This is a genomic window from Jiangella rhizosphaerae, assembly GCF_003579925.1.
Taxonomy (GTDB): Bacteria; Actinomycetota; Actinomycetes; order Jiangellales; family Jiangellaceae; genus Jiangella; species Jiangella rhizosphaerae.
The window spans coordinates 15,282-39,961 of sequence record NZ_QUAL01000037.1; the positions used below are offsets into that span (position 1 = coordinate 15,282).

22 protein-coding genes and 2 pseudogenes are annotated in these 24,680 nt (G+C 72.4%); 18 read left to right on the forward strand and 6 right to left on the reverse strand.

Features of this window, described 5'->3' with window-relative positions; all coding sequences use genetic code 11:
- Nucleotides 1–589 precede the first annotated feature (589 nt).
- From DY240_RS33985 to DY240_RS04300, 3 genes and pseudogenes are all read left to right on the forward strand, one after another.
- Entirely contained in the window at nucleotides 590–1,255 is a 666-nt protein-coding gene (locus DY240_RS33985) for an FAD-dependent oxidoreductase (protein ID WP_119658720.1), read from the forward strand.
- Nucleotides 1,210–1,386: pseudogene (locus tag DY240_RS33990) on the forward strand (FAD-dependent oxidoreductase); the annotation flags it as partial. The gene DY240_RS33985 and the pseudogene DY240_RS33990, both read left to right, overlap by 46 nt.
- 396 nt (nucleotides 1,387–1,782) lie before the next feature.
- A complete protein-coding gene (locus DY240_RS04300) occupies nucleotides 1,783–2,718 on the forward strand; it encodes an SDR family oxidoreductase (RefSeq protein ID WP_119658722.1) in 936 nt (311 codons plus the stop codon).
- Here the strand turns inward: DY240_RS04300 and DY240_RS04305 are convergent.
- Genes DY240_RS04305 through DY240_RS04315 form a run of 3 tightly spaced genes read right to left on the reverse strand, consistent with a single transcriptional unit; the run spans nucleotide 2,683 to nucleotide 6,625 of the window.
- A complete protein-coding gene (locus DY240_RS04305; RefSeq protein ID WP_119658723.1) occupies nucleotides 2,683–3,078 on the reverse strand; it encodes a GtrA family protein in 396 nt (131 codons plus the stop codon). The two genes, DY240_RS04300 and DY240_RS04305, sit on opposite strands and share 36 nt — an antisense overlap.
- Nucleotides 3,075–4,013, reverse strand: a complete 939-nt coding sequence (locus DY240_RS04310; RefSeq protein ID WP_119658724.1) for a glycosyltransferase family 2 protein — start codon at nucleotides 4,011–4,013, stop codon at nucleotides 3,075–3,077. The genes DY240_RS04305 and DY240_RS04310 overlap by 4 nt, the downstream gene beginning before the upstream one ends.
- A complete protein-coding gene (locus DY240_RS04315) occupies nucleotides 4,010–6,625 on the reverse strand; it encodes a YfhO family protein (protein ID WP_119658725.1) in 2,616 nt (871 codons plus the stop codon). The genes DY240_RS04310 and DY240_RS04315 overlap by 4 nt, the downstream gene beginning before the upstream one ends.
- 403 nt (nucleotides 6,626–7,028) lie before the next feature.
- Here DY240_RS04315 and DY240_RS31655 point away from each other — a divergent pair, with 403 nt between their 5' ends.
- From DY240_RS31655 to DY240_RS04350, 7 genes are read left to right on the forward strand one after another with little or no spacing between them, the layout of a single operon-like run.
- Nucleotides 7,029–7,196, forward strand: a complete 168-nt coding sequence (locus DY240_RS31655; protein ID WP_158602730.1) for a hypothetical protein — start codon at nucleotides 7,029–7,031, stop codon at nucleotides 7,194–7,196.
- On the forward strand, nucleotides 7,193–7,282 hold the full coding sequence (gene kdpF, locus DY240_RS04325) for a K(+)-transporting ATPase subunit F (RefSeq protein ID WP_119658727.1): 90 nt from the start codon (nucleotides 7,193–7,195) through the stop codon (nucleotides 7,280–7,282). The genes DY240_RS31655 and kdpF overlap by 4 nt, the downstream gene beginning before the upstream one ends.
- A complete protein-coding gene (kdpA, locus tag DY240_RS04330) occupies nucleotides 7,282–8,943 on the forward strand; it encodes a potassium-transporting ATPase subunit KdpA (RefSeq protein WP_119658728.1) in 1,662 nt (553 codons plus the stop codon). Before kdpF ends, kdpA begins: the two co-directional genes overlap by 1 nt.
- A complete protein-coding gene (gene kdpB / locus DY240_RS04335) occupies nucleotides 8,940–11,045 on the forward strand; it encodes a potassium-transporting ATPase subunit KdpB (protein ID WP_119658729.1) in 2,106 nt (701 codons plus the stop codon). Before kdpA ends, kdpB begins: the two co-directional genes overlap by 4 nt.
- A 4-nt stretch (nucleotides 11,046–11,049) precedes the next feature.
- Complete coding sequence (gene kdpC, locus DY240_RS04340; protein WP_119658730.1) at nucleotides 11,050–11,634, forward strand: K(+)-transporting ATPase subunit C; 585 nt, start codon at nucleotides 11,050–11,052, stop codon at nucleotides 11,632–11,634.
- 49 nt (nucleotides 11,635–11,683) lie between these two features.
- Nucleotides 11,684–14,242, forward strand: a complete 2,559-nt coding sequence (locus tag DY240_RS04345) for a sensor histidine kinase (protein WP_119658731.1) — start codon at nucleotides 11,684–11,686, stop codon at nucleotides 14,240–14,242.
- The gene (locus DY240_RS04350; RefSeq protein ID WP_119658732.1) at nucleotides 14,239–14,943 is read left to right on the forward strand and encodes a response regulator; all 705 of its coding nucleotides are present in this window, start codon (nucleotides 14,239–14,241) and stop codon (nucleotides 14,941–14,943) included. Before DY240_RS04345 ends, DY240_RS04350 begins: the two co-directional genes overlap by 4 nt.
- Nucleotides 14,944–15,046: 103 nt before the next feature.
- Here the strand turns inward: DY240_RS04350 and DY240_RS04355 are convergent.
- A pseudogene (locus DY240_RS04355) lies at nucleotides 15,047–15,766 on the reverse strand (helix-turn-helix transcriptional regulator); the annotation flags it as partial.
- 114 nt (nucleotides 15,767–15,880) lie between these two features.
- Here DY240_RS04355 and DY240_RS04360 point away from each other — a divergent pair.
- The gene (locus DY240_RS04360; protein ID WP_119658734.1) at nucleotides 15,881–16,348 is read left to right on the forward strand and encodes a VOC family protein; all 468 of its coding nucleotides are present in this window, start codon (nucleotides 15,881–15,883) and stop codon (nucleotides 16,346–16,348) included.
- Nucleotides 16,349–16,470: 122 nt separating this feature from the next.
- On the opposite strand, the gene DY240_RS33175 is transcribed toward DY240_RS04360, so the two are convergent.
- A partial coding sequence (locus DY240_RS33175) for a hypothetical protein (RefSeq protein ID WP_233552607.1) occupies nucleotides 16,471–16,743 on the reverse strand: 273 nt, incomplete at its 5' end.
- Nucleotides 16,744–16,945: 202 nt separating this feature from the next.
- On the opposite strand from DY240_RS33175, the gene DY240_RS04365 reads away from it, so the two are divergent.
- The 7 genes from DY240_RS04365 (at nucleotide 16,946) to DY240_RS04395 (ending at nucleotide 23,799) form a co-directional block, all read left to right on the forward strand.
- Entirely contained in the window at nucleotides 16,946–17,146 is a 201-nt protein-coding gene (locus DY240_RS04365; protein WP_157740975.1) for a tautomerase family protein, read from the forward strand.
- A gap of 37 nt (nucleotides 17,147–17,183) precedes the next feature.
- Nucleotides 17,184–18,212 carry an LLM class flavin-dependent oxidoreductase gene (locus DY240_RS04370; protein ID WP_119658736.1) on the forward strand — a complete coding sequence of 343 codons (1,029 nt, stop codon included), beginning with the start codon at nucleotides 17,184–17,186 and terminating at the stop codon, nucleotides 18,210–18,212.
- Nucleotide 18,213: 1 nt separating this feature from the next.
- Nucleotides 18,214–19,200 (forward strand): D-2-hydroxyacid dehydrogenase, encoded by a 987-nt coding sequence (locus DY240_RS04375; RefSeq protein WP_119658737.1) that lies wholly within the window; start codon nucleotides 18,214–18,216, stop codon nucleotides 19,198–19,200.
- A 73-nt stretch (nucleotides 19,201–19,273) separates the two neighbouring features.
- Nucleotides 19,274–20,890 carry a thiamine pyrophosphate-dependent enzyme gene (locus tag DY240_RS04380; protein ID WP_158602731.1) on the forward strand — a complete coding sequence of 539 codons (1,617 nt, stop codon included), beginning with the start codon at nucleotides 19,274–19,276 and terminating at the stop codon, nucleotides 20,888–20,890.
- Nucleotides 20,887–21,957, forward strand: a complete 1,071-nt coding sequence (locus DY240_RS04385) for a phosphoglycerate dehydrogenase (protein WP_147375193.1) — start codon at nucleotides 20,887–20,889, stop codon at nucleotides 21,955–21,957. Before DY240_RS04380 ends, DY240_RS04385 begins: the two co-directional genes overlap by 4 nt.
- Nucleotides 21,954–22,493 carry a type 1 glutamine amidotransferase domain-containing protein gene (locus DY240_RS04390; protein WP_119658740.1) on the forward strand — a complete coding sequence of 180 codons (540 nt, stop codon included), beginning with the start codon at nucleotides 21,954–21,956 and terminating at the stop codon, nucleotides 22,491–22,493. The genes DY240_RS04385 and DY240_RS04390 overlap by 4 nt, the downstream gene beginning before the upstream one ends.
- A 7-nt stretch (nucleotides 22,494–22,500) precedes the next feature.
- Entirely contained in the window at nucleotides 22,501–23,799 is a 1,299-nt protein-coding gene (locus DY240_RS04395; protein ID WP_119658741.1) for an NAD(P)/FAD-dependent oxidoreductase, read from the forward strand.
- A gap of 9 nt (nucleotides 23,800–23,808) precedes the next feature.
- Here the strand turns inward: DY240_RS04395 and DY240_RS04400 are convergent, their stop codons facing one another.
- Nucleotides 23,809–24,495, reverse strand: coding sequence for a GntR family transcriptional regulator (locus tag DY240_RS04400; protein ID WP_158602732.1), 687 nt, complete (start codon nucleotides 24,493–24,495; stop codon nucleotides 23,809–23,811).
- Between the last annotated feature and the right edge of the window lie 185 nt (nucleotides 24,496–24,680).

Consider the following 24,680-nt stretch of genomic DNA (forward strand, 5'->3'; position numbering starts at 1 on the left):
AATGGACAGCAGAGCTCCACTGGGGTGACGGACCCGGAAGTCCCGGGCGGCGGGGCGGCATCGTGGTGAGGCGGCAGGCTCGGCTCGGGGTGTGTGCCAGGCCGCTGGAGCTCTGTTGTCCATTCAGACAGCAGACCTCCCTGTCGGGCGTGACGGGAGCCGGCGGCGACTGCCTGGTCAGCGCGGCGCGGTGACGAGGATGCCGTTGCTCTGCGCGGCCTCGGCCAGGCGCTCGTCGTAGGTGACGATCGATTCCAGGTCGTCGCCGAGTTCCAGAGCGGCGGCGAGGTGGACGGCGTCGAGCGTGTGCGGGATTGTCGGGTCGGGGCGACCGGCTTCCTCGAACGCGGCCGTCGCGAGCTGAACCAGCGTGATCGAGTCGGGTACGGCGCGGGCTTGGACGACGCGATCGGGCGCGGCTCACCGGACCGCGCGGATGAGCTCGGTGCGGGCGAGATCGCACGACACCGGTGTGTGGCCGGTCTCCTGGAGCCAGATGCGCAGCCCGCGGTCTCGGCCTCGGCGACGACGAGTCTCACCAGCGCGGAGGTGTCGAGGTCGTGGGCCATGTCAGAGGCGCTCGGCGCGCATGGCGGGGAGCTCGTCGGACAGGCTCGGCCCGCTGAGCGGTGATCTGGATCGTCTCGCCGGCAGCGGCGCTGGCGACCACGGCGGAAGCGTTCTGCTTCAGCTCTCGGATACCGACCGCAGTCATGTTCTTCATTGTCACTCATGCGGGAACGGGGTTTTCGCCGCCGCGGTGGCGCGGAGCCGGCCCCGGTACGGTGTGGCGGATGAGCGTGCGAGGCAACGCGTCGGGCCGGCGGTGAGCAGCGACCTGGTGGTGGTCGGCGCCGGCATCGTCGGCGCCTCGGTGGCCTATCACGCCGCCCGCGCCGGTGCCGCCGTGACGCTCGTCGACGCCGGGCGGCCGGGCGCCGGGGTGACGGCGGCCTCGTTCGCCTGGATCGGGGCGTCCGGAGTACGCACCGGTCCGGCCGCCGCGCTGCGGGCGAGCGCGACGGACGAGTACCGCCGGCTCGAGGCCGAGCTGCCGGGACTCCCGGTGACCTGGTCCGGCTCGCTGTCCTGGGGCGCGATGGCCGGCCGCGCGGCGGACGGCGCGCCCCAGGCGGGGCCCGGGCAGGAGATCGTCGACGCGGCGACCGTGGCGACGCTCGAGCCCGCGCTGCGGCAGCCCCGGAATGGGCCGTCTGGGCACCCGGTGACGGCGCCGTCGACCCGGTGGGCGTGACCGAGCGACTGGTCGCGGGTGCCCGCGCGCACGGCGCCCGGGTCCGTCCGGACACCCCGGTCACCGCGATCCGCCGGGACGCCGCGGGCCGGGCCGTCGGCGTCGAGACGGCCGCGGGACCCCTGACCGGCGCGACCGTGGTGCTCGCGGCAGGGGTGGCGACGGCCGCACTGGGCGCGCCGCTCGGCGTACGCGTCCCGGGGCGGTGCTGCACTCCGCGGTCACGCTCGCCCCGGCCGTGGGTCGCCTGGTCGCGCGGGAGCTGGTCGACGGCGCCGACGAGCCGGTGCTGGCCGGCTGCCGCCTCGACCGCTTCTAGGAGACATCGGCGAGCCGTGCCGCGGCCAGTGCAGACCCCGTCACAGGCGCCGTCGTCTGCCTTCACCACGCCGCGATCGCCCCCGGCGAACGCCTAGCCGGCAACGGGGCCGAGAGGGGGACCGGCGAACCGCGGATCGGCACGCCCTGAATCGGCTCGCGGCGAGCCTCCAGCATGGAGACACGACCCGCAGCGCGAAGGAGACCACGTGGCTCGCAGCATCGACATCGACATCCCCGATCAGTCCGGGCGGCTCGCCGTCGTCACCGGTGCCAGCGACGGCATCGGGTTCGTCATCGCGACCCGCCTCGCCGGGGCGGGCGCGGACGTGGTCATGCCGGTCCGGAGCACGGCCAAGGGCGAGAAGGCCGCCGACCGCATCCGCGGGCAGGTCCCGGGTGCGAAGGTCACCACCCGGCCGCTCGACCTGTCCTCGCTCGACTCCGTCGCCGCCTTCGTGGACCAGCTCGTGGGCGAGGGACGGCCGATCGACATCCTCGTCAACAACGCCGGCGTGATGACACCGCCCAGCCGGCAGCTCACCGAGGACGGCTTCGAGCTGCAGTTCGGCACCAACCACCTCGGCCACTTCGCGCTCACGCTGGGACTGCTGCCGCTGCTGCGCGAGGGCCGGGCCCGGGTCACGCACCAGACGAGCGTCGCCGCCAGGCGCGGGGCGATCAACTGGGGCGACCTGAACTGGGAGCGCAGCTACGACGCGCGCAAGGCGTACAGCCAGTCGAAGATCGCCGTCGGACTGTTCGCCCGCGAGCTGGACCAGCGCAGCGCCCTGGCCGGCTGGGGCATCACGAGCAATCTGTCCCACCCGGGGGTGTCGCCGACGAACCTGCTCGCCGCGCAGCCCGGCATGGGGCGGCAGCGCGACACCGGCTCGGTCCGCCTGATCCGGGTGCTCTCGCGCCTGGGCCTCGCCGGAACCGTCGAGTCCGCCGCGCTGCCGGCGCTGCTGGCCGCGACCGGTGCCGGCTCGAGGGGGAGCGAGTTCTACGGACCCCGGCGCCGCGGCGACATCAGCGGCCCGCCCGGCCGGCGGGACCTGTGGCCGCCGCTGCGCGGCATGGACGACGCCCGCAGGCTCTGGGACGTGTCAGAGGGGCTGGTCGGCGCGCGATTCACCGCCTGACCGCCCGATCAGCAGACCTCGAGCCACGACGAACGTGACCGGTATCGCCACGGCGGCGGCGACGAGCGGGGCGGCCCGTTCGTCCATGCCGGCGTAGCCGATCAGCAGGACGACACCGGCCGTCGTCACGACGAAGTTGGCCACGGTGGACAGCGGGAAGAGGAGGAACCGCCGCAGCGTCGGCCTGACCCGGTAGGTGAAGAGCGTGTTGAGGAAGAACGACCCGATCGTCGAGAGCACGAAGGCGACGACGTGCGCCGGCAGGTACCCGATCCACTCCCGCATCAGCAGGTAGAGGCCGTAGTAGGTCGCCGTGTTGATACCGCCGACGACGCCGAACCGCAGCGCCTGGCCGATCATCGCGGCAGCCGTGAGCGGTCGACGTTGGATTCCATGACGATGAAGTGCGGCCGGCGCTTGGTCTCCAGGAAGATCCGGCCGACGTACTCCCCGATGATGCCGAGCAGGATCATCTGGGCTCCGCCCAGGCCGATGATCGCCGCGATGGAGGTCAGGTATCCGGGAGTGTCCACACCGACGGTGACGGCGTTGACGATCTGCCAGACGAGATAGGCGATCGACGCGACCACCAGCAGGACACCGGCATGGATCGCCGAGCGCAGCGGCTTGCTGTTGAACGAGAGGATGCCGTCGACGCCGTAGTTCACCAGGCTCTCCAGCGACCACGACGACCTGCCGTGCTCGCGTTCTCCGCTCCGGAACGGCACGACGGCGACCGGGAAGCCGATCCACGCGAACAGGCCCTTGGAGAACCGGTTGTATTCGGTCAGGCTGAGCAGGGCATCGAGCGCACGCCGGCTGAGCAGCCTGAAGTCCCCTTCGCCGTCGACCAGACGAACGTCGACGACGGAGTTGACCGCTCGGAAGTAGAGGCGGCTGAGCGTCCGCCGGAGCGGCGAGTCGTTGGACCGGTCGCGCCGCGCCACCACCTGGTCGGCGCCGGCCAGGTGCTCGTCCAGAAGCCTGGGCACCAGTTCGGGCGGGTGCTGCAGGTCGGCGTCCATGATGACGACGGCGTCGCCACGAGCCGCTCGCAGGCCGGCCAGCATGGCGGCCTCCTTGCCGAAGTTCCGGCTCAGGGCGAGGTACTTCACGCGGGGGTCGGACTCGGCGAGCTTGCGCAGGACCGTGGGCGTGTCGTCGGTGCTGCCGTCGTCGACGAAGACGAACTCCATGTCCGTGTCGACGGTCTCCGACATCGCGGCGAGCCGGGCGTAGAGGGCCGGCAGTCCGTCCGCCTCCCGGTAGCACGGCACGACGATCGAGGTGATCATGTGGGTCCCCCCAGGTGGTGCGGTCGCCGGGAACGCAGGTACGCGATCACTCCGATGCCGGCCAGGATCGACGACAGCGCGAGGGCCGCGGCGGCGAGGCCGAGGCGGAGCCCCGGCGGGCGGAAGGCACAGGTCACCGTCGTGTCGCCCGGAGCGACGGTGACCGCGATCAGGCCGGCGAGAGTCCGCGGTGTGCGAGGCGACCCGTCGCCGGACGCGCACCGCCATCCGGGCACCCGCACGACGCCGAGGACGACCGTCCGCGCCTCGCTGGACGCCTCGAACCCGACGTCGACGCTGTGCCCACCGACGTCGACCGACACCGGGGCGGCAGCGGCGAGACCGGCGACCGCGGCCGTCAGGGCGTCGAGGTCGAGGCACCCGAGCGCGGAGCCCGGAATTCGCGCCGCCCCGGCGATCCGCACCGGCACGTCGACGGTGCCGTCGGGCCCGGCGACGCCCACCCTCCGCATCGGGGCGGCCATGTAGAGGCCCGGGCGCCGCGCTTCCGGAGCGAGCACCGGCGCCCATCCGCCGTCGACCTCGACCTCGCCCACGAGCGACGGCGCATGGAGGTAGACCTCACTCCCTGGCTCGCAGGTGCCGCGGAGGTGCACCGTGAACGGCCCTTCGGCGGCCGCCGGCGGCACCAGCGCGATGTCGCCGTTCGGCCGGGCCGACCGGCTCACCTCGGGCGCTCCGGCGATGACGACCTCGGGCACCTCGTACACATCGGCGCCCAGGGCGGTCTCCTGCGGCCCGAAGGGCGCCGGATCGGCGGACTGCCACGGATCGGCCGCACGGACGGTGGCCAGCGGCGCCGCCGGCCGGCTCTCGACCACCAGACCGGCGCCGCCGTCCACCACCCGGCCGGCCACCGAGAACGCCGCGTCGACGGCCGGATTCTGCGGGTCGACCAGCGCACGGCCGTAGCCGCTGTAGCCGAAGCCGAAGCCGGCCAGCACGCTGGACACCGCGCTCGGCATCGTGCTCGAGTAGTACAGGCCGCTCTGCCCGCCCAGGAGCAGCGGATCGTTCACGGTGAGGAACCTGCCCGGGCTGGTCCGCGCGTCGGGCCACACGTCGGCCGATCGCACCAGGTCACGCACGTTCTGATGTCGCTCGTTCCAGGCCGGGTAGGCGTAGAGGTGCTCCGACCGGCGCGCGTCGACGGCGGCCGCGGCCGCCACCAGCTCGGCGACGACCACCGCGACGACGCCCGCGACCGCGACGCGCCGGCGAACCGGCCGCGGCCCGCCGGAGGACCGCAGGAGCAGCCCGGCCAGCAGCACCACGACGGCGACCAGCGGGACCACGACCCGGGTGGTCGGCGTGACGAAGCGACCGTCGTGGACCGCCGCGTAGAGCACGGCGACGGCGACCGGGGGCGCGACCACGGCCGCGGCGTTGCGCAGTCCCGACGCGGCGGACAGCCAACCCGCGACGACCAGCATCCCCGCCACGACGAACGCCTGGCGGTAGGCGCTTCCGTTGGGGGTGTCGAAGCCGTGCCAGATCGCGTGCGTCGGTGCGAGCTGCATGCTCAGCGTGGTCAGCACGATCGCCGCGGTCCAGGCGATGCGTTCCGCAGCCGGCACCCGGCGGTTGAACGGAAGGCTCAGCGCGAGCAGCAGCATGAGGGTGCCGACGGCCAGGCCCGGCGTGAACCCGACACCCTCGCTGCCGGGCAGGAGCCGTGACAGGAAGTCCAGCCACGACACCGGAACGAACTCGGCCTCGGGACTGGGCTGGGCGGTCTGGACCGCTCGGAAGGTCGGCACCAGCAGCGGCGCGGCGAGGCCGATGCCGGCGAGCAGCACGAACGCCGCACGAGCGGCGGACGCGCCCCGCGCCCTCCACGAGAGAGTCGAAGCCGACGACAGCCGAGCCAGCGTGACGATGACCGCACCGAGCGTGGCCATGTAGACCGTGTAGTAGTTCGACGTCCACAACAGGGCGACGACGAGGGGGCCCACCGCCAGCGACCCGATCGACGGCCTGGCCATCACCCACTCGGCCACCAGCAGCAGGGCCGGGAAGGCGATCAGCCCGGTCACCCACGTCGTCACGTAGGCCGCGTCGTCGATGGCCCAGCCGCACGTCGCATACGAGGCGCCGGCCAGGACCGCCAGCCACACCGGCCCGCCGGGGCGCAGACGCCGCAGATACACCGTCATCGCTCCGGCCGCCAGCCCGAGCCCGGCCACGGTGATGACGTAGACCGCGAGGTCGATGCGCTCGGCCGGAAAGACGACCGTGATCCACGAGAACGCGGTGCCCAGGTAGGTCATGAAGTCGCCGACGAACGGCACGCCGAAACCGCTCGCCCAGTTGAACCAGAGATCGCCCTCGGCTCCGCCCGTCAGAACGCCGCGGAAATGCGCGTGCATTGGGACGAACTGCTGGCCGAGGTCATTCGTGCTGCGCGGCACCTCGCCGAACGGATAGGTGCCCCGCACCACCCCGCCGGCCGCGAAGACCGCCGCCGCGAGGGCCGCGGCGAGAAGTCCGTGGAGGAAGGATCCATCCGTGAGAGAGCTGTGTCCGCGCGCCTGCGCGGGCCGACTCGTGGCGGGAGGCGACCCGAGGGTCGTGTCACGCACTGCGGTCATGGCTCTCCTGGGTCGTCGTCGTACCCGCCGGCGGACATGCGGGACGCGCGTCGGCGGCCACCGAGGCGAATGGCGGCGGCATCGTGGTGGCAGGGAATGGTCACTGCATGGTCGTTCGTATCGCCCCCAGGATTGTGCCGATGTACGACGGCAGGAGGCGTGGTGCCCGACCCGGAAGTCGCCTCTTGCCGGCGCGTTGCATTGGCAGTGCACTGTCTAGACGCCACGGGGCGTCCGGAAGGTTGCATGGGGGAGAAGGCCGCGGCTGCGTCAAGGTCTCGTCAGGAATGCCGGTCGGCCCGTCAAGAAGTCGTCAAGGCGGCCGGTTCGGGGTCCGGACGGTGGTGAGGTTCCTGTGGTGGCCCCGACCAGCGGGGCCGAGGAGCTACTTCAGGAGTGGTCGATGCTTGACGTCGCCTACGTGGGACTCACGGTGGTGTTCTTCATCGTCGCGGCTCTCATCGGCGTTGGTGCGGACCGGCTGAACCGGCGCGGCGGCGCCGACGTCGCGACGCAGGAGCCGGCCCGGGCGGACTTCGAGTCGCCGGCGGGAACGGGGCCGCGCGCATGAGTGCCGAGAACGTCGTGGGCCTGATCGTGGCCCCGCTGCTCGTGGGGTACCTCGTGGCGGCGCTACTGTTCCCGGAGCGGTTCTGATGAGCGCGACCGCGGCGGGCCTGCTGCAGCTCGTCATCCTCCTGGTCGCGCTCGCGGTGGTGTACCGGCCGCTGGGCGACTACATGGCGCGGGTCTTCACATCGACCAGGCACCTGGCCGTGGAGCGGGCGTTCTACCGGGTCGTCCGGGTCGATCCCGACGCCGACCAGCGGTGGACCACGTACCTGTTCTCGGTGCTCGGGTTCTCCGCCGCGTCGGTGCTCTTCCTGTACGCGTTCCTGCGGCTGCAGGACCGGCTGCCGCTGTCGCTGGGCATGGACGGGGTCGACCCGGCGCTGGCGTGGAACACCGCCGTGTCGTTCGTCGCCAACACCAACTGGCAGGCCTATGCGGGCGAGTCGACCATGGGCCACCTGGCCCAGATGGCCGGTCTGGCGGTGCAGAACTTCGTCTCGGCGGCGGCCGGGCTCGCGGTGGCCATCGCGGTCATCCGCGGCCTCGTCCGCACCCGGACCGACCGGCTGGGCAACTTCTGGGTCGACCTGACCCGGGGCGTCGTGCGGATCCTGCTGCCGCTGGCGTTCGTGTTCGCGCTGGTGCTCGTGGCCGGCGGCGTCATCCAGAACCTCTCCTCGCCCGAGGAGATCACCACGCTGACCGGCGGCACGCAGTCGATCGTCGGCGGCCCGGGGGCCTCGCAGGAGGTCATCAAGGAGCTGGGCACCAACGGCGGCGGCTTCTTCAACGCCAACTCCGCGCATCCGTTCGAGAACCCGAACGCGTTCACCAACCTGGTCGAGATCTTCCTCATCCTGGTGATCCCCGTCTCGCTGACCCGCACCTATGGCGTCCTGGTCAAGGACAGGCGGCAGGGCTACGCGATCCTCGCGGCGATGGCCGTGCTGTGGGGCGTGGCGCTGGCCGGCGTCACCGCCGCGGAGGTGAGCCACCCCGGCACGGTGCCGGAGGCGGTGGGCGCCACGACGGAGGGCAAGGAGGTCCGCTTCGACACCTGGGCGTCGGCGCTGTTCGCGACGTCCACGACGGGGACGTCGACCGGCGCGGTCAACTCGATGCACGCCAGCTACACCGGGGCCGGCGGCGGCATCGTCATGCTGAACATGATGCTGGGCGAGGTCTCGCCCGGCGGTGTTGGCAGCGGCCTCTACGGCATGCTGGTGCTGGCGATCCTGGCGGTGTTCCTGGCCGGCCTCATGGTCGGCCGCACACCGGAGTACCTGGGCAAGAAGATCGGCCGCCACGAGATCACCCTCGTCGCGCTCTATCTGCTGGCGATGCCGTTCGCCCTGCTCGTCGGCGCGGCGATCGCGGCCTCGTTCGACGACACCCGGGCGTCGCTGCTGAACGACGGGCCGCAGGGCCTGTCGGAGATCCTCTACGCGTTCGCGTCCGGCGCGAACAACAACGGCAGCGCGTTCGCCGGCCTGTCCGCGAACACCGACTACTACAACACCGCGCTCGGGCTGGCGATGCTGATCGGGCGGTTCGTGCTGATGGCCCTGGTGCTGGCGCTGGCCGGGTCGCTGGCCCGCCAGACACCGACCCCGGTGACCGCCGGGACGCTGCCGACCCACCGTCCGCTGTTCGTCGGGCTCCACTCGTTCACGGTGATCGTCGTCGCGGGCCTGACGTTCTTCCCCGCGCTGGCGCTGGGGCCGATCGCGGTGGCGCTGGCATGAGCAACCTCAGCAACGAAAGGACACACACAGTGACGACCGTCCAGGCCCCGCCGGCCGCGGCCGCGCCGCGGGTCGGTGCCGGCTTGTTCGATCCGAAGCAGCTGGTCGCGTCGCTGCCGGACGCGGTCCGCAAGCTCGACCCGCGGCGGATGATCACCTCGCCGGTGATGTTCGTGGTCGAGGTCGGCGCGGTGCTGACGACCGTGCTGGCGTTCGTCGACCCGAGCGCGTTCGCGTGGTGGATCACCGCCTGGCTGTGGATCACGGTGCTCTTCGCCAACCTGGCCGAGGCCGTCGCCGAGGGGCGCGGACGGGCCCAGGCGGCGACGCTGCGGGCGACGAAGAAGGAGACCCCGGCCCGCCGGCTCGCCGGCGGTTCGGAGGAGACCGTGAGCAGCTCCGACCTCCGCCCGGGCGATCTCGTCGTGGTCGAGGCGGGCGAGGTGATCCCCGGCGACGGCGACGTCGTCGAGGGCGTGGCCAGCGTCGACGAGTCCGCCATCACGGGCGAGTCGGCGCCGGTGATCCGCGAGTCCGGCGGCGACCGCAGCGCCGTCACCGGCGGCACCAAGGTGCTGTCCGACCGCATCGTCGTCCGGATCACCGCCAAGCCGGGGGAGAGCTTCGTCGACCGGATGATCGCGATGGTCGAGGGTGCGGCGCGGCAGAAGACGCCGAACGAGATCGCGCTGAACATCCTGCTGGCGAGCCTGACGATCGTGTTCCTGCTCGCCGTGGTGACGCTGCAGCCGTTCGCCGGGTACTCCGGCGAGCTGCAGACCGTCGTGGTCCTGGTGGCGTTGCTGGTCTGCCTGATCCCGACGACGATCGGCGCGCTGCTGTCGGCCATCGGCATCGCCGGCATGGACCGGCTCGTGCAGCGCAACGTGCTGGCGATGTCCGGCCGCGCGGTCGAGGCCGCCGGCGACGTCAACGTGCTGCTGCTGGACAAGACCGGCACCATCACGTTCGGCAACCGGCAGGCGGTCGAGTTCCTCCCCGTGTCCGGTGTGACGGCCGCCGAGCTGGCTGACGCCGCCCAGCTGGCCAGCCTGGCCGACGAGACGCCGGAGGGCCGCTCGGTGGTGGTGCTGGCCAAGCAGGAGTACGGCCTGCGGGAGCGGCACACCGGTGAGCTGCCGGGTGCGACGTTCGTCGAGTTCACCGCGCAGACCCGGATGTCCGGCGTCGACCTCGCCGACGGCCACCGGGTCCGCAAGGGCGCCGCGGGTGCGGTCCTGGCCTGGGTGCGTGAGCACGGCGGCCGCCCGGACCTCGCCGTCGACGAGGCCGTCGACGCGGTGGCCGCGTCGGGCGGGACGCCGTTGGTGGTGGCCGAGACCACCGCCGGGGGAGCCGCGCGGGTGCTGGGCGTCATCAACCTGGCCGACGTCGTCAAGCACGGCATGCGCGAGCGGTTCGACGAGCTGCGCGCGATGGGCATCCGCACGGTCATGGTCACCGGTGACAACCCCGTCACTGCCAGGGCGATCGCCGAGCAGGCGGGCGTCGACGACTTCCTGGCCGAGGCGAAGCCCGAGGACAAGATGGCGCTGATCAAGCGGGAGCAGGCCGGCGGACGCCTGGTCGCGATGACCGGCGACGGCACCAACGACGCGCCCGCGCTGGCCCAGGCCGACGTCGGCGTCGCGATGAACACCGGCACGTCGGCGGCCAAAGAGGCCGGCAACATGGTCGACCTCGACTCCGACCCGACGAAGCTCATCGAGATCGTCGAGATCGGCAAGCAGCTGCTGATCACCCGGGGCGCGCTGACCACGTTCTCGATCGCCAACGACGTCGCGAAGTACTTCGCGATCATCCCGGCGATGTTCGCCGTGGTCTACCCGCAGCTGGACACGCTGAACATCATGCGGCTGTCGACGCCGCAGTCGGCCATCCTGTCGGCGGTCATCTTCAACGCCCTGATCATCGTGGCGCTGATCCCGCTGGCGCTGCGCGGCGTCCGGTACAAGCCGGTCTCGGCCGGCGCGATGCTGCAACGCAACGCGCTGATCTACGGGCTGGGCGGCATCGTCGTCCCGTTCATCGGCATCAAACTCGTCGACCTCATCATCTCCACGATTCCAGGGATTGGATAGCAGCATGTCCATCGGCGCACTGGCCCGGCAGACCTGGGCCGGCCTGCGGGTCCTGATCGCCTTCACGGTCGTGCTCGGAGTCGCCTACCCGCTGGCCGTCACCGGCATCTCGCAGGTGGCCTTCGGCGACCAGGCCGACGGCTCGCTCGTCGAGCACGACGGCGAGGTCGTCGGGTCCTCGCTCATCGGGCAGACCTTCGAGGGCGAGGAGTGGTTCCACTCCCGCCCGTCGGCGGCCGGCGACGGCTACGACCCGCTCGCCAGCAGCGGCTCCAACCTCGGCCCGGAGAGCGAGGAACTGCTCGCGCTCGTCGAGGAGCGGCGCACGGCGGTCGCGGCGGAGGAGGGCGTCGACCCCGCCGACGTGCCTCCGGACGCGCTGACGGCGTCGGCCAGCGGCCTCGACCCGCACATCTCACCCGAGTACGCCCGACTCCAGGTGGAACGCGTGGCCGACGCCCGCGGGCTCGACCCCTCCGACGTCGGCCGGCTGGTCGAGGACCACACGCAGGGACGGATCCTCGGCGTCCTCGGCGGCGAGCGCGTCAACGTCCTGGAACTCAACCTGGCCCTGGAGGAACTGGGCTGACCGGCCCGTCGTGCCGTCACGGCGCGGTCGCGTGGAGGATGCTGAAGACATGGGACGCGGACAGCTGCGCGTGTACCTCGGGGCCGCACCGGGCGTCGGCAAGACGTTCGACATGCTCTCCGAGGGACATCGCCGCGTCGAGCGGGGCACCGACGTCGTCGTCGGCTTCGTCGAGACGCACGGACGGCCGCACACCGCCGAGCTCCTCGAGGGCCTGGAGGTGATCCCCCGCCGGGAGGTCACCTACCGGGGCGCCACGTTCACCGAGATGGACCTCGACGCCGTCCTGGCCCGCCGGCCGCAGGTGGCGCTCGTCGACGAGCTGGCGCACACCAACGTGCCGGGGTCGCGGCACGCGAAGCGCTGGCAGGACGTCGACGAGCTGCTGGCCGCCGGCATCGACGTCATCTCCACCGTCAACATCCAGCACCTGGAGTCGCTCAACGACGTCGTCGCGTCCATCACCGGCGTCACCCAGCGCGAGACCATCCCCGACCACGTCGTGCGCCGCGCCGACCAGATCGAGCTGGTCGACATGACCCCGGAGGCGCTGCGGCGCCGGCTCGCGCACGGCAACGTCTACGCCGCGGAGAAGGTCGACGCCGCGCTGGCGAACTACTTCCGCATCGGCAACCTCACCGCGCTGCGCGAGCTGGCGCTGCTGTGGATGGCCGACCGCGTCGACGACGCGCTGGAGAAGTACCGCGCCGACGAAGGCATCGACGCCATCTGGCCGGCGCGGGAACGCATCGTGGTCGCGCTCACCGGCGGGCCGGAGGGCGAGACACTGCTGCGGCGCGGGGCGCGCATCGCCGGCCGCGGCGCCGGTGGCGAGCTGCTCGCCGTCCACGTCTCCCGCGCCGACGGCCTGTCCAGCACCCCGCCGGGCGCCCTGGACCGGCAACGGGCGCTCACCGAGTCGCTCGGCGGCACGTTCCACACCGTCGTCGGCGAGGACGTGGCGGGGGCCATCCTCGACTTCGCCCGCGGCGTCAACGCGGCGATGATCGTCGTCGGCGTCAGCCGCCGGCCCCGGTGGATGCTGTCGTTCCAGGAGGGCGTCGGTGACCGGGTGGTCCGGCAGTCCGGCGCCATCGACGTCCATGTCGTCACCCACGAACGGGCCGGCCAGGGCACCCTGCTCCGGCGCGCCGACGCGCTCAGCCGGAACCGCCGGACGGCCGGCTGGCTACTGGCCGTCCTGGGGTCCATCGCTCTGACGGCGCTCCTGGTGTCCTTCCGCGACATGCACGAGCTGCCCAGCGATCTGCTGCTGTTCCTCGCCCTCACCGTCGGCGTCGCGCTCGTCGGCGGGCTGTGGCCGGCGGTGACCGCCGCGGTGTTCGGCAGCCTGCTGCTCAACTGGTACCTCACCCCGCCGTACAACACGCTCACCATCGGCGACCCGGCGAACGCGCTGGCCCTGGCGATCTTCATCCTGGTGGCCGTGGGTGTCGCGTCGGTGGTCGACCTCGCCGCCCGGCGCACCCTGCAGGCCGCGCGCAGCAGCTCCGAGGCCGACACGCTGAGTGCCCTGGCCGGGAGCGTCCTGCGCGGCGAGAACACCGTCACCGCCATCCTGGAGCAGCTGCGCGAGCGCTTCGCCATGGACGCGGTCACGCTGCTGGAGCGCGACGGCGACGGCGCCGAGTGGCGCGTGGTCACGTGCGCGGGCGGCCCGCCGTGCCGCAGACCCGACGAGGGCACCGCCGAGGTCACCGTGTCCGACACCGTCGCCCTCAGCCTGCGCGGACCGGCGCTCGAGGCCGGCGACCGCCGGGTCCTTGAGGCGTTCGCGCACCAGGCCGCGGTGGTCCTCGACCGCCAGCGGCTGCGTCAGCGCGCCGAGGAGGCACGGCGGCTGGAAGCGGGGGAGGCCATCCGCACGTCCCTGCTCGCCGCCGTGTCCCACGACCTGCGCACCCCGCTGGCCGCCATCAAGGCCGGCGTCACCAGCCTGCGCCAGGACGACATCGACTGGAGCGACGACGACGAGACCGCCCTCCTCGCCACCATCGGCGACGCCACCGACGCACTGGAACGGCTGATCGACAACCTCCTCGACCTGTCGCGGCTGGAGACCAGGACGATCCGGCCCACCCTGCGCCCGGTCAGCCTCGACGAGGTCGTGCCGAGAGCCACGACCGGCGTCCCGCCGGGCAGCGTCGCCCTCGACATCCCGGAGTCCCTGCCGCTGCTGGTCACCGACGCCGGCCTGCTCGAGCGGGCGATCGCCAACGTCGTGGAGAACGCCGTCAAGTACTCACCGCCCGGCGCCGAGGTCACGGTGAGCGCCGCGCTCGTCCCCGGCACGTCCGGCGAGGTGGAGCTCCGCGTCGTCGACCGCGGTCCCGGCGTGCGCGAGGCGGACAAGGCGACGATGTTCCAGCCGTTCCAGCGCCTCGGTGACTCCCGCGCGCCCCGCGACGGGAGCACGGCCGGCAGCGGCGTCGGACTCGGCCTCGCCGTCGCCCGCGGGTTCGTCGACGCCCTCGGCGGCACCATCGCCGCGGACGACACCCCCGGCGGCGGACTGACCATGGTGGTGCGCCTGCCCATCGCGCCGGTGCCCGTCACCACCCCGGATCGGGTCGAGGAGACCGCATGACCACAGCGCAGGAACCCGCGAACGGCAACCGCGTCCTCGTCGTCGACGACGAGCAGGCCCTCACCCGCGCCCTGGCCATCAACCTGCGAGCCCGCGGCTGGCAGGTCGTCACCGCCGCCGACGGACGCGGCGCCCTCGACGCCGCCGCCCGCGAGCACCCCGACGTCGTCCTGCTCGACCTCGGGCTGCCCGACATGGACGGCGTCGAGGTCATCGAGGGCCTGCGCGGCTGGACCACCGTCCCGATCATCGTGCTCTCCGCCCGGGTCGGCTCCGACGACAAGGTCGAGGCCCTCGACGCCGGCGCCGACGACTACGTCACCAAGCCCTTCGGCATGGACGAGCTGCTCGCCCGGCTGCGCGCCGCCCGCCGGCGGGCCGCGCCGCTCGACGGGGAACCGGCCATCGTGACCGCGGGCGAGCTCACCATCGACCTCGCCCGCAAGAAGGTGTCCCGGTCCGGCGCGGACGTCCGCCTCACCCCGACCGAGTGGCACCTGCTCGAGGTGCTCGTCCGCAACGCCGGGCGCCTCGTCTCCCGCCAGCAGCTGCTGCGCGAGGTCTGGGGACCGCAGTACGAGTCGGAGACCGGCTACCTGCGCGTCTACTCCGCCCAGCTGCGCCGCAAGCTCGAGCCCGACCCGTCGCGGCCCCGGCACATCATCACCGAGCCCGGCATGGGCTACCGCTTCGAACCCTGACCGTCGCCGCGGCAGATGGTGGGGCGGCTCGTGGGGGTGATCGTGGTCGCCCTGACGACAGCAGCGTCACCCGACAGCGCTGTCACCCGGCAGCGGTGAGCCCCGCGGCGCGCGAGCTCGCGACGTCGCTGCCCGGCACCTCCCGCGGCGCGAAGCGCGGCCCGTTGGGAACCCGCAGCGCCATGCGGTCGGCCCGGTGGATGCGCCAGTCCTCGCGCTCCGGGTCCCATCCGACGAGGTACCAGCGTCCGTTCCCGGCGACGAGGTGGTGCGGCTGCACCCGGCGGGGCGGCCGCGGAGCGGCGCCGTCGGGCCCGGCCGGCGTCGCATAGTCGAACCGCACCTCCTCTCCCGACCGGATGGCGGCGCTCAGCGCGAGCAGCACCTCGGTGCCGGCCTGGGGCCCGCCCTCGCGCCCGGCTGACGCGACGGCGACGGCGTCGAGGGCGTCGACGCGCTGCCGCAAGCGGGACGGCAGCACCTGGCGCACCGTCGCCAGGGCTCGTGCCGCGGCCTCCTCGATGCCCGCTCCGGTCCCGGCCGCGATGCGCAACGCCACGGCGAGCGCGACGGCCTGCTCGTCGTCGAACCGCAGGGGCGGCAGTTCGCTGCCGGCCTCGAGCCGGTACCCGCCCGCGGGTCCCTTGGCGGCATGGACGGGATAGCCGAGCTCGCGCAGGCGATCGATGTCGCGGCGCACCGTGCGCTCGCTGACGTCCAGCCGCCGGGCGAGCAGGTCCGCCGGCCATTGGCGACGGACCTGCAGGAGGGACAGCAGCGCGAGCAGGCGCCCGGAGGTCACGGTCGAGGCGGCGGTCGGCATGCCGTCCAGACTGCCACGAATAGCGGACGTTCCCTGACCGGTACTGCTGCCAGAGTGGCGTCTCGTCGCCGGAAGCCTCCGGCGACGAGACCCGTCGAGAAGGATCGGATCACCATGTCGGTACACGCTGTCGCCCACCTGAACTTCCACGGCCGGGCCCGTGCGGCCCTGGAGTTCTACCGGTCGGTGTTCGGCGGGCAGCTCACCGTCGCCACCTACGGCGACTTCGGGATGCCCGCCGAGCTGCCCGATGCCCCGAAGGTGGTGTTCGGACAGGTCGTCGCCGAGAACGGCTTCCGGGTGATGGCCTACGACGTGCCCGGCGACGACGCGCCGGTCGCCCAGGGTGCGCCGGCCACGCGCCGTGAGAACGGCACCACCGTCACCACGGAGCCGTTCTTCCTGTCCGTGCGCGGCGAGACCGTCGAGGAGGTCGGCGCGTTGTGGGAGCGCCTGGCCGACGGCGCGACCGTCATCGAGGCGTTCGGCCCGGCCCAGTGGGCGCCCGCCTTCGGAATGCTGACCGATCGCTTCGGCGTCACCTGGATCCTCGACGTGACGGCCGAGCACGCCCAGGCCTGAGGCCCATCGTTCGCCCCGGGGTGTCCGGTGTTAACCGTGACGGCCGGTCGGCTCGTCGGCGACGTCACCGTGACGACCTGACCCGGCCCTTTCGGTGTGTTCATCCAGGATCGACCACAGCATCAGGTGGTCGATCCTGGATGATCATCGAGACAGCACGGACGAGCCACCGCGGATGTCCCGATCGGCGGCGCGCGTGAGCTTGGCTCGCCGAGAGTGACCATCCGTGCCGGATAGGCCGGATTCGTGGAGCGCTTCGGCGTGCCAAGGCAGCGGCCACCGACATCGTGACGACCACGCACCGGCGCGATCGTCGCGCTCTGCGCCAGCGGCACGCTGGCCACCACCACAGCGGCGGCGGCGTGCCGGCCGAATGGAAGCCGCGGACGAGTCGGNCGCATCGGGCGCGCTGCCGACGGTCAGCCTTGCCAAGGTGCGCGCCGCACCACGCACGGTGGCACGTAGCATACGAATCCAAGCAATCCGGTCGCCTTGTTCCGCTAGCTCTCTTCCCTGAGATGTCCATTGCATGTAACATGCCACTCATGCCGGCGAGCTCGTCAGGCCGGCGAGGCACACATGCGAGGAGAGAGCGACGTGGCCTTCGTTCGAGTGGACATCGCCAAGCGCACGCAGGAGCAGAAGGAGGCGATCATCGCGGGCATCACCGACGTCATGGTGAACAACGGCGCCCGCCTCGAGAACGTCCAGGTGCTGCTGGTCGAGCACAGCCCGAAGTCGTGGGGCACCCACGGCACGACGTTCCACAAGCACCTGAACCTGCCCGACGAGGACTGACCGTCCGCGCGAGGCCCGGACGACGCGAGAGGATGACATGTCGAACCTGACCGCCGAGGAAATTCTCAAGAAGCTGCGGGTGTACCTCTTCCCCTGGGGTGCGAACGAGCCGGACGTCGACTCGATGGTCGAGTTCGCGAAGGCCGCCGAGGAGCTCGGGTACGAGGCGATCCACGTGCCCTGGCACTTCACCATGCCGAAGACGAAGAGCTTCGGCGCCTTCGGGACCCGGTACCTGTTCGACCCGATGGTGCTGATGCCGATCCTCGCCCGCGAGACGTCGCGCATCAAGATCGCCTTCGAGTTCGTCGTCCCCGCGCTGCACCCGTTCGTCTGGGCTCAGTACTTCGCCTCCCTCGACAACGCCAGCAACGGGCGCGCCGTCGCCGTCCCGGTCCTCGGCTGGTGGGAAGAGGACTTCAAGGTCGGCATGGTGAAGAAGACCGAGCGCGGGCGTCGCATGGACGAGGCGCTGGAGACCATCACCAAGCTGATGGCCGGCGAGCCGATCGAGGAGGCCGGCGCCATCTGGGACTCGCAGGGCCTGGAGCTGAACCCGAAGCCGGTGCAGCAGCCGTTCCCGCTGTGGATCGGCGGCGGCGAGAAGTCGCTGAACCGCTCGGCGAAGTTCGCCGAGGCGTTCTACCCGCTGTTCCCGACGGTGGAGGAGATCCGCGACGACCTCGTGCCGACGCTGAAGCGGCTGTCGGAGGAGTACGGACGGGCCAAGGCGCTCGAGCTCGCCGTCGTGAACTACGGCATGATCAGCGAGGACGCGCAGTGGATCGACGAGTGGGCGATTCCGCGGCTGCTCGCCCGCATCAACGGCATCACCATGGAGGAGGCGCTCGAGCGTCGCGACGACCAGACGCTCAACCGGCCGGAGGAGCGGCTGATGATCGGCACGCCGGAAGCGGCCGCCGACCGCCTCGCCGCCATGATCGGCGCCGGTGCCGACCATCTGGTCATGGACTTCTATCTGCACGGCTGGGTCGACGCCAAGTTCGGCCTCGAGCACATGACCCGGTTCGCCCACGAGGTCGTCCCGCTGGCCGCGGCGAAGTGACGTGACTCCACCGGTCAAGCCGCGGGTGCTCGTGGCGCTGCGGCCCACGGGCGTCGAACCGCCGAGCCTGCTGAAGAAGGCGGGCGACCTCGCCGATTTCGTCTTCGCCGTCACGGCGGACGACATCGGCGAGGAGGCGGCGACGATCGACTCGGCCTTCGTCTGGAACTTCCGCAGCACGCTGGTGCCGGACGCGATCGACCGGCTGCCGCGGCTGCGGTGGGTGCACGTGGCGGCGTCGGGCGTCGACGCGTCGCTGTCGGACGAGGTCAGGGCGCGCGGGATCACGTTCACGAACTCCCGCGGCGTGACCGCGCCGGCGATGGCCGAGTACGCGCTCATGCTCATGCTCGCGCACGCCAAGGACCTGACGGGCACGCTCGCCGATCAGGCGGAGAAGGCCTGGCGGCCGCGGGAGAGCCGGATGCTCTCGGGCGCGACGCTCGTCGCCATCGGCGTCGGCCCGGTGAACCGGGAGCTGGCCCGCCGCGCCACGGCGCTGGGCATGACGGTGATCGGCGTGGGCCGGCGGGCTCGCGACGGCGTCGACGGCTTCGACAGAGTCGTGGGCCGCGACCGGCTCCTCGACGTCCTGCCGCTCGCCGACCACGTCGTCATCGCCACGCCGCTGACGGCCGAGACCCGCGGCCTGATCGGGGCGGCCGAGCTGGCCGCGCTGCCCGACGGCGCCCACCTGGTCAACCTCGGCCGGGGAGCCGTCGTCGACGAGGCCGCGCTGATGGCGGCGCTGCGCTCCGGCCGGCTCGGCGGCGCCGGGCTCGACGTGCTGTGGCGCGAGCCGCTGGAGCCCGAGCACGACCTGTGGGAGACACCAGGCGTCATCGTCTCGCCGCACACGTCCTCGGACTTCGTGGGCTGGGAGGACGCCATGGTCGACCTGTTCGTCCGCAACCTCCGGCACACGCTGCGCGGAGAGCCGCTCCTCAACGTCGTCGATCTGGATCTGGGGTACGCGCCGATCGACTGACCGGTCGACCCGCGACCCCGCACGTTCCGACAAGGCCAGGAAGGTCATCGCGATGAGTTCCACGGTGGGAAGGGTGATCGTCGATGCGATCGCCGCTGAGGGGATCACCCATGTCTTCGGCGTGCCCGGCGAGAGCTACCTACCGGTCCTCGACGCGTTCAACGACGTGCCCGAGGTCCGCATCGTGCCCACCCACCACGAGGAGGGCGCCGGCTTCATGGCCGACGCCTGGGCCAGGACCACGGGACGCACCGGCGTCTTCATGGTGACCCGCGGCCCGGGCCTCGCCCACGCGGCCATCGCCCTGCATGCCGCCCGCCAGGACTCCACGCCGCTGGTGCTGCTGGTCGGCCAGGTGTCGCGGGACGACGCGGGACGGGAGAGCTTCCAGGAGCTCGACCACCTCGCCGCCGGCCGCCTGCTCGGCAAAGACGGCATCGAGATCACCGAGCCCGACCGCGCGGCCGAGCAGATCCAGCGCGCGTTCTACCTGGCCAGGAGCGGCCGGCCGGGACCGGTGGTGGTCAGCCTGCCCGAGGACGTCGGCTACGCGACGACGGAGGTCACCGCCGTCGCCCGCCAGAACGTCCCGGTGCCGGCCGCCCGCGAGGAGGACCTCGTCCGCGCCGTCGCGCTGCTGGCCGGCGCCGGCAGCGTCGCCCTGATCGTCGGCACCGGCGGGCTCGCCGGTCCCGAGGGCCGCGCGGCGGTCGTGACGCTGGCCGAGCGGCTCGGCGCCACGGTCTACAGCGCGTGGCGGCGGTTCGACGCGTTCCCGAACACGCACCCGCAGTTCGCCGGCAACCTGCCCTGGCTGTCCGCCGAGCTGGCCCGGCCGCTGCGCGACGCCGACGTCGTGCTGGCCATCGGCACGCGGCTCGGCGACTTCACCTCGATGGCCTACACCGTGCCGGCGCCGCGGCAGAAGCTGATCCAGATCGACGTCGACGCCGCGTCGATGAGCGTGGTCCGCAACCCGGACGTGCCGATCGTCGCCGACGCGGGCGCCACCGTCCGGCGGCTCGTCGAGCTGCTCGACGGCCGGACGGCCGAGCCGCCCCCGCCGGCGCTGGCCGCGGCCCGGGAGGCGCACGAGCGCTACCTCGCCTCGACGGCCGTGCCCGACGACGCCCCCGGAGACGCCGACCTCGCCGTCGCCGTCGGGCAGCTGCGGCGGATGCTGCCGGCCGACGCGATCGTCACCTCCGACGCCGGGGCGTTCGCCGGCTACCTCAACCGCTACTACCAGTGGACCGAGCCCGCCACGTTCATCGGCAGCACGTCCGGCCCGATGGGCTACGCGGTGCCGACGGCGATCGGCGCCAAGATCGCCGCGCCGGACCGGGTCGTGGCGGGCATCGCCGGCGACGGCGGCTTCGCGATGACGATGAGCGAGATCCACACGGCGGTCCGCCTCGGCCTGGACCGGCTGGTGTTCGTCGTCTTCGACAACGGCGTCTACGGGTCGATTCGCAACCACCAGACCCGCACCTACCCGGGCCGCGAGATCGGCGTCGACCTCGGCAGCGCCGACCTCGCCACCGTCGCGACCGGCCTCGGCGCCCTCGGCCTGAGCTGCCGGACCAACCGGGAGTTCGCCGCGGCGCTGGAGAAGGCGATGGCCGCCGACCGGCCGGCCGTCGTCCAGCTCGCGGTCTCGCCCGAGCAGATCAACGCGTGGGCGTCATGACCGCCACGCTTCCGGGACGGCAGCCGCGGCCACGGTCGGGCGACCGGGTCGTGCTGGTGACCTGGCCGGACTATCCGGGCGACGCCTCGCCCCAGGCGGCGCGGCTCACGGCACTCGGCCTGACGCTGCGGCGGGCGCCGCGGACGCACGACCGCAGCGAGGACGAGCTCGTCGAGCTGCTCGACGGCTGCGTGGCGGGCATCGTGAGCACCGACCCGTTCACGCGGGCCGTGTTCGAGGCGACGCCCGGCCTGCGGCTGCTCAGCCGGGTCGGCGTCGGCACCGACAGCATCGATCTCGAGGCCGCCGCCGAGCACGGCGTGGGCGTGACGGTCGCCCGCGGCGCCAACGAGGAGGCGGTGGCCGACCACACGATCGGCCTCATCCTCGCGCTGCTGCGCAGGATCCCCGAGCTCGACCGCGCGGTCCGCGACGGCCGGTGGCTGCGGACCGGGGAGTGGGCCGGCCGCGACCTGCACGGCAAGACCGTCGGCCTGCTCGGCATGGGCGCGATCTCGCAGCTCGTCGCCCGGCGGCTGCACGGGTTCGGCGTCGACATCGTCGGCTACGACCCGGTCGCCCCGCCGCCGCCCGGGGTCAGGCCGGCGCGCATGGTCGACGTGGTCACGTCGGCGGACGTGCTGTCGCTTCACCTGCCGCTCACGCAGCAGACGCGCAACCTCGTCGACGCCGCTCTGCTCGCCCGGATGAAGCCGGGTGCGGTCCTGGTCAACACCTCCCGCGGCGGTATCGTCGACGAGCAGGCGCTCGCCGACGCGATCCGTGCCGGGCGGCTGCGCGGTGCGGCCATCGACGTGTTCTCCGAGGAGCCGCCCCGGACCAGCCCGCTGCTGCCACTGTGGGGATCCACGGTGCTCACACCGCACATCGGCGGGCTGTCCAAGGAGGCCATCGACCAGATGGTCGAGCACGCGACCGGCGCGGTCGTCGCCGCGCTGACCGGCCACGAGCCGCCGGACCTGGTGAACCGTCCGGTCCGTGCCGTGTGGGAAGAGTCCCCGAACGGTCCCGTCGGGGCCGCGGTCTACAGAGAGGAACTGTCATGAGCGACGAGCTGCGGGGAGTCCGCGTGGCCATCCTGGCCGAGGACCTCTACGAGGACGTGGAGCTGTGGTACCCGCTGTACCGGCTGCGCGAGGCCGGCGCCGAGGTGACGATCATCGGCAGCGGCCGCACCGACGTGTTCAAGGGCAAGCACGGCCTCCCCGTGACGGCCGACACCTCGATCGACGCGGTGAACGCCGCCGACTTCGACGGCGTCGTCGTGCCGGGCGGGTTCTCGCCGGACTACATGCGGCGCAAGCCGGAGATGATCGACTTCATCCGCGAGGTGGGCGCGGCCGGCAAGCCGGTCGGCGCCATCTGTCACGGAGCGTGGGCGCTCGCCTCGGCCGGGCTGTGCAAGGGCCGGAAGGTGACGTCGTACTTCTCCATCAAGGACGACATCGTCGGCGCCGGCGGCGAGTACGTCGACGCCGAGGTCGTGGTCGACGGCAACGTCATCACCTCGCGCATCCCCGACGACCTGCCCGCGTTCATGCCGCCGATCATCGAGGCGCTGGCCGCCGCGAAGAAGGCCTGAGCCGTTCGTGGCCGAGCAGGTGAGCGGGACCGACGTCATCGTCGTCGGCGCCGGCATCGTCGGCGTCACGGCCGCCTACGAGCTCGCGTCCGCCGGGCACTCGGTGCGGCTCATCGACAAGGGCCGGGTCGCCGGCCTGCAGTCGAGCCGCAACTGGGGGTTCGTCCGGCGGCAGGGCTGCGACCCGGTCGAGGCGGAGCTGGTGCAGCACGCGTCGCTCACCTGGGACCGGCTCGGCGAGGAGATCGGACCGGCTCTGACGCTGGTCAAGAAGGGCCTGATCAACCTCGCTCCCGACGAGGCCGGCCTGAGCAAGTACCGCGACTGGCTGCGCGCGAGTGGCGGCGACACGCTCTTCGGCAGCCGGATGGTCGGCCCCGACGAGATCCGTGACCTGCTGCCGCACGTGACGGGGGAGTGGGCCGGTGGACTGCTGACGCCGTCCGACGGGCACGCCGACCCCACAGCCGCCGGGCCGGCCGTCGCGGCGGCCGCGCGGGCGCGCGGCGTGGTCGTCGAGGAGGGCGTCACGGCGCTGGAGGTCACCACGTCCGGCGGCCGGGTGACCGGCGTGCGCACGTCCGCCGGCCGCCGGGCCGCCGGACGGGTCGTGGTCGCCGCCGGCGCCTGGTCCGGCAAGCTGCTGGCGCCGCTCGGCCTGAAGGTGCCGGTCCGGTGGATCCGCGCGACGGCGGCCAGGACGACGGCGGTGGAACACCTGACGGAGCTCGCCGTCCACGTCCCGGCCGTCGGCTTCAGCCAGCTCGCCGACGGGTCGGTGATCTTCGGCAGCGCCGCCTGGAGCGACTACGACATCGGCATCGACACCCTGGGCAACCTGCGGCTGTTCCTGCCGAACTTCGTCCGCAACCGCACGATGATCCGGCTGCACCTCAACGAGGTGGTGGTTCAGGACGTCCTGCGGCGGCTGCCGCGCCGCGACCGCGACGCCATCCGCTTCGACTGGCCGCGGATGGACGATCCGCCGCCGAACCGCACGAAGATCGAGCGCGCGCACCGCAGCCTCACCGCGCTGGTGCCGCGCTGGGGCTCGTCGCGGATCGCCCGTGCGTGGGCCGGCACCGTCGACGTCACCCCCGACGCGCTGCCGGTCGTGGCCGCGCCGCCGCAGTACGGCGGGCTCGTGGTCGCCACCGGGATGAGCAGCCACGGCTTCGGCATCGGACCCGGCGTCGGCGTGGTGGCCGCCGAGCTCGCGCAGGGCAAGCAGCCGTCGATCGACCTCGAGCCGTTCCGGATCGAGCGGTTCGCCGAGGGGCCGGTGCGGGCGCACCACCACCTCTGAGCGGAGCGGTCAGCCCTCGTCGCCGTCGCGCTCCTGCTGCAGCAGGGAGTCGGCGGTGCGCTGCAGGTGGGCCCGCATGGCCTCGGCCGCCGCGGCGGGCCGCCGGCTCAGCACGGCGGTGAGGATCTCTTCGTGATCGGTGGTGATGTCCTGCAGCGTCCGCGTGCGTCCGGCGCTCGTGGTGCCGCGCACCAGGATGGAGTCGCGGAGGTTGTCGACGATCGAGCTCAGCAGTTCGTTGCCGCAGGCGTCGAGCAGCACGCGGTGGAACGTGCGGTCGCTGGACCAGTACGTGAGGTCGTCCTGCATCGTCGTGGCCCGCTGCAGCTGGTCGAACGCCGTGGTGAGTGCGCGCTCGGTGGTGGCGTCGAGACGCGACGCCACCACACTGGCCGCATGGGTCTCGAGGATGAGGCGCAGCTCGAAGATGTTCTTGAGGTCCTGCGCCGTCGACTGGGTGATCCGGACGCCGCGGTTGCGTTCGAACTGGATGATGCCGCGAGCGGCGAGGTCGATGAGCGCCTCGCGCACCGGCGTCCGTGACACTCCGAACGTCGCGGCGAGCTCGGCCACGGAGTACAGATTGCCGGGCACGAGCTCGCGGCGGGCGATGGCCAGCCGGAGCTGTTCGTAGATCTCTCTGGTCCGCGACGGCCGATCGCCGATCGGGCCGAGCTGGCCGGCACCGGACAGCACCGGCTCATCCTGCGGAGGGAGTGACTGCCTCGTCATTTCTACTTCCGTTCGACGGGAGGGGCCGGGACCTGACCGATTGACAGATTAGTGGGAATGCGCATGCCGGAGCCGTCGACACACAGGCGGTAGCACGTCACCCACAGCCGGGCGACGGCAGGATGAACGGCTCTTGACGGACGACACAG

Bases quoted from the DNA above. Each gene is read 5' to 3' on its own strand.
- DY240_RS04390 (WP_119658740.1), top strand. From the start codon at position 21,954: ATGAGCGACGAGCTGCGGGGAGTCCGCGTGGCCATCCTGGCCGAGGAC.
- DY240_RS04315 (WP_119658725.1), bottom strand. From the start codon at position 6,625: ATGACCGCAGTGCGTGACACGACCCTCGGGTCGCCTCCCGCCACGAGT.
- DY240_RS33985 (WP_119658720.1), top strand. From the start codon at position 590: ATGGCGGGGAGCTCGTCGGACAGGCTCGGCCCGCTGAGCGGTGATCTG.
- DY240_RS04370 (WP_119658736.1), top strand. From the start codon at position 17,184: ATGTCGAACCTGACCGCCGAGGAAATTCTCAAGAAGCTGCGGGTGTAC.
- DY240_RS04350 (WP_119658732.1), top strand. From the start codon at position 14,239: ATGACCACAGCGCAGGAACCCGCGAACGGCAACCGCGTCCTCGTCGTC.
- kdpA (WP_119658728.1), top strand. From the start codon at position 7,282: ATGAGCGCGACCGCGGCGGGCCTGCTGCAGCTCGTCATCCTCCTGGTC.
- DY240_RS04345 (WP_119658731.1), top strand. From the start codon at position 11,684: ATGGGACGCGGACAGCTGCGCGTGTACCTCGGGGCCGCACCGGGCGTC.
- kdpF (WP_119658727.1), top strand. From the start codon at position 7,193: ATGAGTGCCGAGAACGTCGTGGGCCTGATCGTGGCCCCGCTGCTCGTG.
- kdpB (WP_119658729.1), top strand. From the start codon at position 8,940: ATGAGCAACCTCAGCAACGAAAGGACACACACAGTGACGACCGTCCAG.
- DY240_RS04310 (WP_119658724.1), bottom strand. From the start codon at position 4,013: ATGATCACCTCGATCGTCGTGCCGTGCTACCGGGAGGCGGACGGACTG.
- DY240_RS04305 (WP_119658723.1), bottom strand. From the start codon at position 3,078: ATGATCGGCCAGGCGCTGCGGTTCGGCGTCGTCGGCGGTATCAACACG.
- DY240_RS31655 (WP_158602730.1), top strand. From the start codon at position 7,029: ATGCTTGACGTCGCCTACGTGGGACTCACGGTGGTGTTCTTCATCGTC.
- DY240_RS04385 (WP_147375193.1), top strand. From the start codon at position 20,887: ATGACCGCCACGCTTCCGGGACGGCAGCCGCGGCCACGGTCGGGCGAC.
- DY240_RS04360 (WP_119658734.1), top strand. From the start codon at position 15,881: ATGTCGGTACACGCTGTCGCCCACCTGAACTTCCACGGCCGGGCCCGT.
- kdpC (WP_119658730.1), top strand. From the start codon at position 11,050: ATGTCCATCGGCGCACTGGCCCGGCAGACCTGGGCCGGCCTGCGGGTC.